The 13,689-nt window shown below is 42.8% G+C and carries 12 protein-coding genes and 1 riboswitch; of the genes, 3 read left to right on the plus strand and 9 right to left on the minus strand.

From position 1 onward, the window contains the following. Positions 1-238: 238 nt before the first annotated feature. The gene (orn, locus tag AN389_RS18865) at positions 239-784 is read right to left on the minus strand and encodes an oligoribonuclease (RefSeq protein ID WP_055016877.1); all 546 of its coding nucleotides are present in this window, start codon (positions 782-784) and stop codon (positions 239-241) included. A gap of 286 nt (positions 785-1,070) precedes the next feature. Here orn and rsgA point away from each other — a divergent pair, with 286 nt between their 5' ends. Continuing rightward, a complete protein-coding gene (gene rsgA / locus AN389_RS18870) occupies positions 1,071-2,129 on the plus strand; it encodes a small ribosomal subunit biogenesis GTPase RsgA (RefSeq protein ID WP_055016880.1) in 1,059 nt (352 codons plus the stop codon). A 15-nt stretch (positions 2,130-2,144) separates the two neighbouring features. Beyond that, positions 2,145-3,023 carry an archaetidylserine decarboxylase gene (gene asd / locus AN389_RS18875; RefSeq protein ID WP_200909056.1) on the plus strand — a complete coding sequence of 293 codons (879 nt, stop codon included), beginning with the start codon at positions 2,145-2,147 and terminating at the stop codon, positions 3,021-3,023. A 559-nt stretch (positions 3,024-3,582) separates the two neighbouring features. Here asd and AN389_RS18880 read toward each other — a convergent pair. From AN389_RS18880 to AN389_RS18915, 8 genes are all read right to left on the minus strand, one after another. Beyond that, complete coding sequence (locus AN389_RS18880) at positions 3,583-4,332, minus strand: HesA/MoeB/ThiF family protein (protein ID WP_055018901.1); 750 nt, start codon at positions 4,330-4,332, stop codon at positions 3,583-3,585. Next, a complete protein-coding gene (gene thiE / locus AN389_RS18885; protein ID WP_055020460.1) occupies positions 4,325-5,851 on the minus strand; it encodes a thiamine phosphate synthase in 1,527 nt (508 codons plus the stop codon). Before thiE ends, AN389_RS18880 begins: the two co-directional genes overlap by 8 nt. Before the next feature lie 13 nt (positions 5,852-5,864). Further along, the gene (locus AN389_RS18890; protein ID WP_055020461.1) at positions 5,865-6,659 is read right to left on the minus strand and encodes a thiazole synthase; all 795 of its coding nucleotides are present in this window, start codon (positions 6,657-6,659) and stop codon (positions 5,865-5,867) included. A 1-nt stretch (position 6,660) separates the two neighbouring features. Then, a complete protein-coding gene (gene thiS / locus AN389_RS18895; RefSeq protein ID WP_055016873.1) occupies positions 6,661-6,855 on the minus strand; it encodes a sulfur carrier protein ThiS in 195 nt (64 codons plus the stop codon). A 7-nt stretch (positions 6,856-6,862) separates the two neighbouring features. Then, entirely contained in the window at positions 6,863-7,864 is a 1,002-nt protein-coding gene (locus AN389_RS18900) for an FAD-dependent oxidoreductase (protein WP_055018904.1), read from the minus strand. 101 nt (positions 7,865-7,965) lie between these two features. Then, positions 7,966-9,918: a phosphomethylpyrimidine synthase ThiC gene (gene thiC, locus AN389_RS18905; RefSeq protein ID WP_055020462.1), complete on the minus strand. Its 1,953-nt coding sequence runs from the start codon at positions 9,916-9,918 to the stop codon at positions 7,966-7,968. A gap of 143 nt (positions 9,919-10,061) precedes the next feature. Then, positions 10,062-10,167: riboswitch (TPP riboswitch) on the minus strand. Between the two features lie 106 nt (positions 10,168-10,273). Next, positions 10,274-10,672 (minus strand): META domain-containing protein, encoded by a 399-nt coding sequence (locus tag AN389_RS18910; protein WP_055018905.1) that lies wholly within the window; start codon positions 10,670-10,672, stop codon positions 10,274-10,276. Between the two features lie 120 nt (positions 10,673-10,792). Then, the gene (locus tag AN389_RS18915; RefSeq protein WP_055016870.1) at positions 10,793-11,197 is read right to left on the minus strand and encodes a thioesterase family protein; all 405 of its coding nucleotides are present in this window, start codon (positions 11,195-11,197) and stop codon (positions 10,793-10,795) included. A 101-nt stretch (positions 11,198-11,298) separates the two neighbouring features. Between AN389_RS18915 and AN389_RS18920 the strand changes: the two genes are divergently transcribed. Next, positions 11,299-13,398, plus strand: a complete 2,100-nt coding sequence (locus tag AN389_RS18920) for a TonB-dependent receptor (RefSeq protein ID WP_055020463.1) — start codon at positions 11,299-11,301, stop codon at positions 13,396-13,398. Positions 13,399-13,689 lie beyond the last annotated feature (291 nt).

Genomic DNA, 13,689 nt, shown 5'->3' on the forward strand with positions numbered 1-13,689 from the left:
CACACGAGGCTCGAACTCGTGACCTCGACCTTGGCAAGGTCGCGCTCTACCAACTGAGCTAGTGCCGCTTTATAGTTAGTCAGTAATTTTACGCTTAAGCGCGACAAGGTCGCGTTTAACATTCTGGCAACTGAGCTAGTGCCACTTTATAACTTACTCAAACACACCAACCCCGCGGGGGTTATCGTCTTGAGCGGGGCAGGATTCTACAATAATCTAATGTGTTTGCAAGTGTTTTTTACAAATTAAAGAATTTTTCTCTATACACCTTTAATTCCATAATAGAATCTTTAATGTCATCAAGCGCAAGGTGTGACCCTTTTTTATTCACCTGTGCCAAAACTTCAGGCTTCCAACGTCGAGCAAGCTCTTTAATCGTGCTTACATCTAAATTTCGATAATGAAAAAAGTCTTCAAGCTCGCGCATGTATTTATTCATAAAGCGTCTGTCTTGGCCTATTGAGTTACCACACATAGGTGATTTACCCGCCGGCACCCACTGCTTTAAAAAATTAAGCGTTTGTTCAACCGCATAAGCCTCATCATATGTACTGGCTTTACAACGCGCTGTTAAACCAGATTTACCGTGCTGCGTAGTACACCATTCGTCCATGCCATCTAGCAGCTCATCACTTTGATGAATAGCTATAGTAGGACCTTCCGCGAGTATATTTAAATCGGCATCAGTTACCACTGTTGCAATTTCGAGTATTTTATCCGTGGCAGGCTCAAGCCCAGTCATTTCCAGATCAAGCCAAATTAAATTAGATTCATTAATAGTCATAGTAACCTTAAACAGTGCTTTTCTTTAGATCCAACGCATTTCGATATATCATATTAGCATCAACCGTCGAGCTAAAGCTTTTTTTATACCATTTTGGTTAATTAAGTAATCTATTTTGAGGTAGTAAAACCTTGTCGATAGCAAGGCAAAAATTTTGTTATTTAGTTGTTCTAAATGAGAAATTTTTTAACGTAGCTAGCGTCAGGTTTAGCTACTCAAAATGGTTAGGTATTGCCAACTGGTATTAACGCAAAGCCGACATTTAAACCAAGGTTATAGGCCAAAAGTGGCAAAACAGAAAAAATTAAGTAAAGGCCAATCTCGCAGGATCAAGGCTAATCATCAAAAGCGCTTAAATAATGCCGATACAAAATTGGCAAAAGGTGGCGCACAAGAATGGCAAACAGATAATCTGGGCGCAACCGAAAACGCCGTCGTGATCAGCCGTTTTGGCCAACACGCCGATGTAGAAACACAAGAAGGTGACGTACTACGCTGTAATATTCGCCGCACCGTTACAAACTTAGTGTGTGGTGACGAAGTACTATTTCGCCGCGCAAAAGTAAGTGAAGGCGACTTAGCGGGTGTTATTGAAGCAACACAAGAGCGTCGCTCGCAACTTACGCGTCCCGACTTTTACGATGGCGTAAAAGTAATCGCTGCAAATATTGACCAAATTTTAATGGTGTCGGCCGTATTACCAGAGTTTACGCCCAGTATTATCGACCGTTATTTGATTGCCTGTGAAGACATGGGCATAGAACCTATTTTAGTACTTAATAAAATCGACTTAATTGACGATGAAGGCTTAAACGAGATCCAAAAAATACTCGATATCTATCGAGGCCTTGGTTATCAAGTGCTGCTTGTAAGTAGTGTAACCGGCGAAGGTATAGAGGATTTAAAAAGTGTACTGGTAGATAAAAATAATATTTTTGTTGGGCAAAGCGGCGTGGGTAAATCAACCTTAGTTAACACGGTACTTCCTGATGCCGAAATATTAACCAAAGAAGTATCAGAAAACAGTGGCTTAGGGCAACATACCACCACTGTATCACGCTTACATCACCTTCCAAGTGGTGGTAACCTAATAGACTCACCAGGCATACGTGAGTTTGGTTTATGGCATTTAGAAGTAGAGCGTGTTACTTGGTGCTTTAAAGAATTTAGAGAGTTTATAGGTGGGTGTCGCTTTAGAGACTGTAAGCATTTAAACGACCCAGGCTGTATAATTCAACAAGCGGTAGCCGATGGCGATATCTCGCAAATGCGATTTGACAGCTACCACCGTATTTTAGAAACAATGGCCGACGGCCGTGCTGGTGCACGTGCACCTCGCGTTTAATTTAGGAAACAATCTGTGAGTTTAGACAAATTTAAAATTGCAATGCAGTATGCAATGCCAAAGCACTTTATTTCACGCGTAGTAGGTAAATTAGCAGCAGCAAAAGCCGGTGCTTTAACTACGACGCTCATTAAACTTTTTATTAAGCAATATAAAGTAGACATGAATGAAGCCTTGCATGAAGACCCAGGATACTACAAAACGTTTAATGAATTTTTTACCCGCCCATTAAAAGAGGGTGTGCGTCCAATGGCGCAAGGCGAGAACGTCATTACGCACCCTGTAGATGGTGCTATTAGCCAACTAGGCGACATTGTTGATGGCCAGTTAATACAAGCAAAAGGTCACGACTACAGCCTACAAGCACTCTTAGGTGGTTCTGAAGATGATACAACGCCATTTTTAGGCGGCAAATTTGCAACTATTTACCTAGCGCCAAAAGACTATCACCGTATACATATGCCAATAGACGGCACACTAAGTAAGATGATTTATGTACCGGGCGACTTATTTTCGGTAAACCCGCTTACAGCACGGAATGTCCCTAATTTATTTGCGCGTAACGAGCGTGTAGTCGCTATTTTTGAAACCGAAATTGGCCCTCTTGCAATGGTACTTGTAGGCGCAACCATTGTAGCCAGCATTGAAACTGTTTGGGCAGGCACAGTAACGCCACCAGCCGGTAGCGATGTGTTTAGCTGGAACTACCCAACTCAAGGTGAAAACGCCATCACCCTTAAAAAAGGGGAAGAAATGGGCCGCTTTAAACTAGGTTCAACAGTGGTACTTGCATGGGGTGCTGACAAAGCAGATATTTTAGACGACCAGCTACCTGAAACAGTAACGCGTTTAAACACTGCATTTGCAACAATTAAAGAAAGTGAAGAGCTATAAGTTGTCAGTTGTCAGTTGTCAGTTGTCAGTTGTCAGTTGTCAGTTAAAGATTAGAAAGCACCGCGTTTATTACAAACGCGGTGCTTTTTTATTGGTAGACGTAAAGCTTGCTCACGTTAAAAATACAAAGCGTAGATAGATTTTATATCAACGCGCCTGCAAGCAAGGCGTTTACAACTTTATCCTCTAAAGCGCAGCGCCTCTTAACCTTTCAGTGAATAAATAGCTTAATATTTTGCACAAAGAGAAGTGAAAGAGGAATAAATGAGAAAACTTAAAACAAATACTTATTTTAAGCTTATCTTTTCCTCTAAAACGCAGCGCCTCTTAACCTCTTTGTGAATTAATTCTTAAAAAAAGAGTGCAAAGCTAGTAGCAGCGAGTTTACCTCGCGTCGGATATTTTGCATTAATAAATGTACACAGCATAAATTCCAAATGCGCATGCAAGGCGCCTACAGATTAACTAAACCACAATGCTAATTTTAGCTGTAGACGTAGAGCTTGCTCACGTTAGAAGCGCAGCTTCTCATGGCTTCCCTCGCGAATTACCTCATACTTTATCCACCGCACTCTTTGCAGTTGGAATCTTTAACTACTTTAAAATGCTGTTGCTTTAAGCTCAGCGCATCGAAGGTAATAAACACACTACCTACAACATGCCCTAACAGCATATTAAGTGTCAGTTGTGCCTGCATAGAGCCAACAACTCCCAATAACGGGCTTATTACACCCGCATTACTACAATTTACAGCGGGCGTGGCGTCACTTTTTGCAAAAACGCAACCATAACATGGGCTATTGTTTTGCCTAAAATCAAAGCCCATAAGTTGCCCACTACTTGCAATTGCAGCGCCTGTAATTAAAGGCAGCTTATGAGTAAAGCAATAATGGTTAACACTGTAACGTGTGGCAAAATTATCAGAGCAATCAAGGACAATGTCGGCATTATTTAAAAGCCCAGCTGCGTTGTTATTATCGAGTTTTTGACAATGCGTCACTATATCTATTTGATTATTCAAACTCGCTAATACTTTGCCAGCGGCCGCGACCTTGCTTTGCCCTAAATGATTTATTTTATAAAGCACTTGGCGCTGCAAGTTAGATAGCTCAACGCCATCATCGTCTATTAAAATAAGCGTACCAATACCTGCTGCGGCTAAATACAAAAGCGCAGGGCTACCTAACCCGCCCGCACCGACTACAGCAACAGTTGCAGCTTTGAGTGCTAACTGCCCTTCTAGCCCCACTTCTTTTAACAATAAGTGACGGCTGTAACGCAGGGTTTCTTTATCGCTGAGCTTATCCATTTGACTGGATTATAGCACTTTGTAGTGCGCTAATAGCTGCAATATAATCATCCGATTCAGTAATCGCTCTTACCACAGCAACACTGCCTACACCTGTTTGTGCAACTTCGCTTGCGCGGGTTAAATCTATGCCGCCAATGGCAACGGTTGGGTAGCTTTGCATTAATGGCACACACTTTTTAAGTTTATCAAGCCCTTGTATTTGGCCGCTCATATCTTTGGTGGTGGTTGGATAAATAGCACCAAACGCCATATAACTTGGTCGGTAGTTGTGCGCACGTAGCATTTCGTAAAAGCCGTGGGTAGAAAGCCCAAGTCTTAATCCCGCCTCTTTAATCGCTGCTAAATTAGCGGTTTCTAAATCTTCTTGGCCTAAGTGTACGCCGTAGGCACCGTGCTTAATTGCCAACTGCCAGTAGTCGTTTATAAATACGTGAGCGTTATATTTTTTACCCAGCTCTACGGCCTGCTTAATGAGTTCATCAAGCTCAAGGTCGGTTTTATTTTTAACGCGCAGCTGCGCCGTAGTAATACCTTGTTGCAAACATTTATCTAACCAATCTAGGCTATCGACTACAGCATATAAGCCTAACTTTTTACTTTCACAAGGTGCAAAATCAGCCGCCATATTAAATTCAAGTGGCACATCAAAATCTAGTTCATCACCAAGCCAGCTGCCAGGCTCTATTACTTGCGGAAAATCATCTAAATTTGTAGGAAAAGCGGTATGCGCAACCGGGCCTATTCCTTCGCCGTACCTAACCGATTGCTTTAAGCCTTGGTTTATATAGGCTTTAGCTAAAATAAAGGCATCTTTTAGTGGGTAGCCTTTTGCTAAACACGCGGCAATAACCGAGGCCATACTGCAACCTGTACCATGACTATGAGGGCTTTGAATTTTTTTATTACCGAGCCAATACTCTTCGCCGTTTTGTGTGCAGTAATCGATACAATAACCTGTTGGATAATCCCAGTGCCCGCCCTTAATCACAACCGCTTTTGCGCCCCAGCTTAATAGCTTTTTAGCAGCGTCTTTCACTGCACTTGGGCCAATTAAATACACCCCTGTTAATAATTGCGTTTCGTGCGTGTTAGGTGTTATTACATCCACCAGCGGCATTAAGCATTCTTTAATGGCACTCACGGTATCTTCTTCTGTTAATACATCACCGCTTGAGGCAATAGCAACCGGGTCATAAACAATTACTGGCGGTACAGGCCATTTAGCTTTGTAATGCGCTATATGCTCGCTTATTAATTGAATTTGCTGCACATTAGCCAGCATGCCAATTTTAATCACTTTGGCTTTCATATCGCTTTCGAGTGCTAGTAATTGCGATTCAATAATATCGGTAGATACCGCATTAATCGCCTCCACACCTAAGCTATTTTGTGCCGTAAGCGCGGTAATTGCAGTACATCCATGCACGCCAAAGCTTTGCATTGCTTTTATATCCGCTTGAATGCCTGCACCGCCGCCAGAGTCGGAGCCGGCAATTGTCCACACTAAATTATTCATACTCTTTATTTCCTTACTGCTGATGCCAAAACGGCATACCCATTGTTGGGGTTGAGGGGGCTGCTAAGTCTTTTTCAGGCATTGCTTTGGCATTATACGCAAAGCGCCCTGCTTCTACCGCAGCTTTAAATGCACGACTCATCGTAACTGGACAGCCAGCCCCTGCTATTGCTGAATTTAATAAAACCGCATCATACCCTAATTCAAGTGCTTGGCAGGCATGCGAAGGCAAACCCAGCCCTGCATCCACAATTAATGTGGTGTTTGGTAAGCGCTCACGAATTGTTTTTAAATTATAACTATTTAAAAGCCCTTTGCCGGTGCCAATAGGTGCGCCCCAAGGCATAAGTACTTCACACCCTAGCTCATTTAAACGCTGGCAAAGCACTAAATCGTCAGTGCAGTAAGGCAATACTTTAAAGTCATCATTAACTAATAATTTAGTGGCTTCTAACAAGGCGAATGGGTCAGGTTGTAAGTTGTAGTCATCACCTATTAGTTCAAGCTTAATCCAATCGGTTGCAAATACTTCGCGGCACATTTTAGCAAGTGTTACAGCTTCTTTTACACTGTGACACCCTGCTGTATTTGGCAGTATTTTAAGGCCCGTGTTTTTAATAAGCTGCCAAAAATCATCCCCCGCGGCCACGCTTTGCTGGCGCCTTAATGACACCGTTACTATTTGCGCACCAGAGGCTTTTATAGACTCTTCCATCACCGCTGGCGATGGATAAAGCGCCGAGCCTATTAACAAACGGCTATTTAGTTGCTCGCCATAAATAGTTAAGCAATCGTTACCTTGAACCATGCTACCCACCTTGTATAGGGGATAACAATTCAATGCTATCCCCTTCGTTAATTGTGGTGCTTGCATGCAAACTTTGTGGAATAAATTCGCCATTCACCGCCACAGCAAATGGAGGCTTTGCACCAAAATGTTGTAATACATTAACAAGTACTGCACTTTCAACAGTAAGCAGCTCACCATTAATTGTTATAGTCATTTATTACTCACTCTATTTTTGATAACGCATCTTTCACTAAAGCGGGCCCCAACATATAGCCATGACGATATAACCCGTTAATGCTAATTACGTTTCCTTCTTTTAAAACTTCTGGTCGGTTGCTTTTAAATGCAGGGCGTAACCCGCTTTGAATATTGAGTAATCGAGCCTCAGCAAACCCACTGTGCACAGTATAAGCGGCCGAAAGTAGCTCAAGCGTGGAGCGCACCGTGGCAGGCCCGCTATCATCAGACTCAATTTCGGTTGCACCAATTACATACTCATTATTGGGTTTTGGTGCGATATAAATTGGATAGCGTGGGTGCATTAAACGCACAGGCCGCGTTAAGTTAACCTCTGGCGCATGTAATCTGGCTACTTCTCCGCGCACTCCTCTAAGTGGCTTATCGGCTTTAGCACCTAAACCACGGCAATCAATAATGTAATCAAACGGGCGGTTATTCACCTCGCCATTTTGAATGCTAACGCGTTGGTTAAACACAAACTTAACCTTACGTTTATTAAGCATGGTAAAGCTTGCTTTATAAAAAGCCTGATTATCAATCTGCCCTTCGCAGGGTAAAAACACCCCTTGGTTAAAACGATTAGCTAATTCGGGCTCTAACTGTGTTATTTGCTGAGCATTTAACGCCTGCGCGCTATGCCCTGCTATAGGCTTAATACGCTGGCTAAAGCTTTGTAAGTCACCTTTATCTTGCTGGTGCGCCACAACCAGCGTGCCTTTTTGCTGATAAAAAACCTCACCTTCAAGCTCGCTCACTATTTCTGGCCAGCGCTTGAGTGAATTTAGCCCCATGATCGCCAAATCCGTTTCACACAATACCGACTCTGCAAGGGGTGCTAACATCGCAGCTGCCACTTTACCGGCACTATTTTGAGTATGCTCATCAGTGGCTTCAAAAACAGTAACATGGTGCGACTTACTAAGCTCAAGGGCTGCTAAGCGCCCTGCTAAACCAAAGCCTACAACGGCAATGTTGTAAAACATAAACACTCCTACATGAAGCTCAAAGCCGCAGCTGTCAGTAAAGTAACTATTGCCTCTATGCTAGTTACTTTATTGTTGATATCTGACAGCTGAAAACCGCGCTACAGCGCTTTATGGTAAATTTCTGAGCCCGACTGCTTAAACTCTTCCGACTTCGCTTTCATTTGCGCTTCTACATCAACCATTTTGATCTCAATTGCATCACCAACATTGTTAGGATCGATCCCGCGTGATTCGAGATCTTTGGCGTAATCACGTACCTCTTGGGTAATTTTCATTGAGCAAAATTTAGGGCCACACATAGAGCAAAAGTGCGCTACTTTGCCAGACTCTTGCGGCAGGGTTTCGTCGTGATATTCACGGGCACGTTCTGGGTCTAGGCCAATATTAAATTGGTCGTGCCATCTAAATTCAAAGCGCGCTTTTGATAATGCATTATCGCGCTCTTGCGCGCCGGGGTGGCCTTTGGCTAAGTCGGCCGCATGTGCTGCAATTTTGTAGGTAATTAGGCCCTCTTTTACATCTTCTTTATTGGGCAAACCTAAATGCTCTTTTGGTGTTACATAACACAGCATTGCACAGCCGTACCACGCTATTTGTGCAGCGCCTATACCCGATGTTATATGGTCGTACCCTGGTGCTATATCGGTCGTTAATGGGCCTAAGGTGTAAAAAGGGGCTTCGTCGCAATGTTTTAATTGCTCATCCATATTGGCTTTAATCATGTGCATTGGCACATGGCCTGGGCCTTCAATAAATACTTGTACATCGTGTTTCCACGCAATTTTTGTAAGCTCCCCTAACGTACGTAGCTCGCTAAATTGCGCCTCGTCGTTGGCATCAGCAATCGAACCTGGACGAAGGCCATCACCGAGTGAAAAACACACATCGTATTGTTTTAAAATTTCGCATATATCTTCAAAGTGCGTATATAAAAAGTTTTCTTTATGGTGTGCTAAACACCACTTAGCCATAATTGAGCCACCGCGCGATACAATACCGGTTACTCGCTTTGCCGTCATTGGCACATAACGCAGCAATACTCCGGCATGAATAGTAAAGTAATCAACACCCTGTTCGGCTTGTTCAATTAGGGTATCGCGAAAGATCTCCCACGTTAAATCCTCTGCCACACCGTTTACTTTTTCAAGCGCTTGATAAATGGGTACTGTGCCAATGGGCACTGGCGAATTACGTACAACCCATTCACGCGTTTCGTGAATATAGCGCCCTGTTGATAAGTCCATTACGGTATCGGCACCCCAACGGGTAGACCACACCATTTTTTCTACTTCTTCTTCGATTGATGAGCTTACCGACGAATTACCTATGTTAGCGTTAACTTTAACTAAAAAGTTACGCCCCACTATCATGGGCTCGGTTTCTGGGTGGTTAATATTGTTTGGTAAAATAGCACGACCACGGGCTATTTCGTCACGTACAAACTCAGGGGTAATAAAATCAGGAATACTCGCCCCAAACGACTCACCTTTGTGTTGGGCTGCTAGTAGCTCTTCTCTAATTTTTGCTCGGCCCATGTTTTCGCGTATGGCTACGTATTCCATTTCTGGAGTTATAATGCCTTGGCGAGCATAATGCATTTGGGTTACGTTTTTACCCGCCTTACCACGGCGAATTTTAGGTAAATGTTCAAAACGAATATGGTCCAAACCATCATCGGCCATACGCTGCTGTGCAAATTGCGAAGTAACCGACTCGAGTACTTCAGTGTCGTTGCGATCTTTTATCCACTGCTCACGAAATTTTGGTAGCCCTTTGCGTACGTCTAACTCAAAGTTAGGGTCGGTATATGGGCCTGATGTATCGTAAACACGTAGTGGCTCGTTTGGCTCATACACAGGGTTTTGCTCATCGCCACCAATAAACGTGTCGCTTAATGTAATTTCGCGCATACCCACACGCACACCGCTTTGGCTGCCCTCAACATATACTTTTTGCGAACTTGGAAATGGCTGACCCGTTAAATTATAAATATAGTCAGACGCAGCTGCGCGCGTTTCTCGACGTGTAGACTTATTTGTAGTGTTTGACATGACTTACCTCATTGCTAAAGGGTTGTCTTGTCAGATATTCCGTAAGGAATAGAGAAAGATCGTAAAGCAGTGTTTATGCTGCTTTGCGGCCTAAAATGGCTAGTTATTTTGTTGTGCGCATAAAAAAAGACGCACAAGCGTCCCATTTTAGGCAGCTTGTTCCCTACGCAGGTTTTAACCTGATCAGGTTCACGGATCCCGCTTTCGCGATCTCAGCCTTAACGAGTTAAGGCACTCCGACAAGTAAAATATATAAAATTTGTTCGTTGATTTACCATTGTTTTTTAGCAAATCTACGCTGAGTGTACGCCAGTTAAAAATTGCCTGCAAGAGGCAACCTCAAATACTCATATCACTACTTTGCAATAAACAAAAAAGTTTTATTACCTTGCATAACCAACTGTGAGCCTTGCATGGTAAGTGTTGCCCCCTCTCTGAGCGCTTGTAAAAACTGCTGTTCTAGCGCATCAACATCTGCCCCGCACGACTTACGTGTCATACCTAGTTTATTAACGCTAATGTTGCTGTCTTCAAGCTCGCCTTCACCAAAAAACTTATTACATCCTGCAAACCCGTTTACTTGCAACGCTTCAATAAAGCTTATTGACGCTCTGTAAGAGGCCGGCACAGCCAACCCATCAACCTTTGATAGTTGCCATTGTGTGTACTTTAGCTGCTCAGTGGTCACCGTCCCTGTGGCTGTACAACCAATACATAAACCGATCAAAAGTATCGGTAGTGCTGCTAATTTCATGCTATTACTAACTAAATATTTAATTACAGTAATAGTAACAATTTTTATGCGGTTTATCCGTTAAAAATGCATGTTTTAAATGTAAATTTTTGTTCTATGGTAGTTTAAAAGTTAAACAGCTTAATTTAGATCACAATTTTTAAATAAGTTATCCATTTCGGGTGGTAAAAAAGGGCGGCCTTTTTCGTTAACCGATGTGCCAATTACTCTAGCTTGAAGCATTATTTTTTCATCGCTTTTGCGAACGATTGCCTGCTTAAACGCAAACTTTAACCGGCTTATACGTTCAGGCTCTACCGACACATAAAATTCATCTTCAGGCACCAGTGAATGCTTGTAATCAACCTCACTGCGTATCACTACTAGGTTAACCTTTTGCTTGGCAAGCAATGCAAAATCGACCCCATTCGCAAATAAAAACTCATGGCGGGCATGCTCTAAATAATTAAAGTACACACTGTTATTTACAATACCTTGCAAGTCACATTCGTAATGGCGCACTTTAAAATCAACTTTAAAGGTCATATTAGTAATCCTGATTATTTAACGTATAATCGCTGCGTTATAACACAAGTATTAAAATAATTGCTACCATACAAGTCCCTAAAATGGAGTTAAGTAACCTAATGAACTTACGTTTGTCTTTAATTACTGCGGCGTTGTTACCGCTAATTAGTACACCACTTATAGCAAACGCTGATGACAGCGACCTAGAACGAATTGTTGTTACCGGCGACTTTCAACGTGAAAGCATTCAAACATTAAGCGCGAGTGCGAGCCTATTTAGCGAATCTGAAATTAATCAACGCGGTGCAAGTTTCTTAGACGAAATGCTAGGTAGTACAGCCAACGTAAACTTTACTTCAGGTGCCTCTCGTGGTCGTTATATTCAAATTCGTGGTGTGGGACTTCGCTCACAATTTGTAGACCCAATTAACCCATCGGTTGGCTTGGTCATCGACGGCATAAATTACTCGGGTTTAGGTGGCAGCTCTTTATTATTTGATATTGACCACGTAGAAATTTACCGCGGCCCACAAGGCACTCGCTTTGGCGCAGACGGTATGGCCGGTATGATCCAAATGGAATCAGCACAAGCCACTGCCGATCCTAGTTTAAAATTGCAAGTGGGTATGGGCACTTACAACTCACGCGAAGCAGGCCTTGCGGCAAGTACTGGCTTAACCGATGATACAAGCGCACGTGTAAGCTACTTTCGCAGAAAATCAGATGGCTACGTCGATAACTTATATTTAAACGACGAAACCCAGCAACAAGATGAACAAGTAGCCCGTTTTAAATTAAACAGCCAACTTACTGAACATTTAAACACTGAGTTAAACCTACACTACATAGACATAAACAACGGCTACGATGCGTTCACGCTTGATAACAGCCGTAATAGCGTAGCCGACGAGCCAGGCCAGGATAACCAACAAAGCTACGCCATTGGTATTAACAATACTTACACAGGCTTTGATGCTTTTGACGTAAGCTTAAACCTTTCAGCCATTGATACTGAGCTACTTTACAGCTTTGACGAAGACTGGGTATGTAACGATGCAAGCGAGCCACAATTATGTGCAGCAGGCTTGCACCCTTGGGGTTATAGCTCTACCGATGTATACACGCGTGATCGTGACGATCAATCAGCTAATTTACAACTAAATTCTAAAACAGGTAACTGGGTTGCCGGTGTTTACTATCAAAACCGCGATGTAGATTTAGAGCGCGAATACACATGGCTTGCAAACCCATTTGCTTCAACTTATGAAACTAGTAACGTAGCTGTTTACGGCCAAGTAGCCACACCTATCGGCCCTAAAACCACGCTCATTACCGGTTTACGCGTAGAGCAATACCAAGGGGATTACACCGACAGTAACGGCTTTATTGAAGAGACAGACGACGTAATGGTAGGCGGTAAACTAGCACTTGAATACCAAGTGATTGATCGTACTATGATCTACGCAAGCATTACTCGTGGTTATAAAGCTGGCGGTATTAATTCAGAAGCATTAGCAAAAGCTAAAGATGAAGGCTTAAACCTAGATGCTGATTTTTTCCAGCAGCATACAAGCTTTGACCCAGAATACCTTTGGAGCGGCGAATTTGGCGTTAAGGGCTCATCCCTTGATGACAAATTTACCCTGCGTTTAGCCGCATTTTATATGCACCGCGACAATATTCAATTAAAAGCATGGCAAGTAGAAAACCAGCAGTTTACAGGTTATGTTGATAACGCAAGCTCTGGCAGTAACTACGGCTTAGAGGTTGAAGGTAGTTACCAACTTACCGATGACTTATTCTTAACAGGTAGTGCCGGTTACTTAAACACAGAAATTGACGACTTTGTAACGCAATCGGGCTTAAATCAAGACGGTCGTGAGCAAGCGCAATCACCTAAGTATCAATACGCATTTAGCGCACGTTACAACTTTACTAATGAGCTGTACGGTATGATTGGGGTTGAAGGTAAAGACGATTATTACTTCTCAGATAGCCATAATTCACAAGCGCCTAGCAGCAATTTAGTAAACTTAAGCTTTGGCTACGAAGCCGACATGTGGGCAGTACGCGCATGGGCACGTAACGTATTTGACGAAGAAGTACCAACCCGCGGCTTTGAGTTTGGTAACAACCCGCTTGATGGCTACGAAACACATACCTACGTACAATTAGGTGAGCCAAGAGTAGCGGGAGTAACGTTTACGTTAGAGCTGTAAATAAAGCTGTTAGTTTTAGCTGTTAGCTGTCAGTTGTCAGTTGTCAGTTGTCAGTTGTCAGTTTAAGATTAAAAAACACCGCGCTTAATTAAAGCGCGGTGTTTTTTTATTGGTAGGCGTGAAGCTTACTCACGCAAAGCTGTTAAGACTCAATACGCGGCATAAAGCCACGACTACAACATGACCCTCTAAAGCGCAGCGTCTCCTAACCTCTTTGTGAATAAATCACTTAATATTTTGCACAATGAGAAGTGAAAGAGGAATAAATGAGAAAACATACAAGTAGCAGCG

Source organism: Pseudoalteromonas sp. P1-7a (assembly GCF_001401855.1).
GTDB lineage: Bacteria > Pseudomonadota > Gammaproteobacteria > Enterobacterales > Alteromonadaceae > Pseudoalteromonas.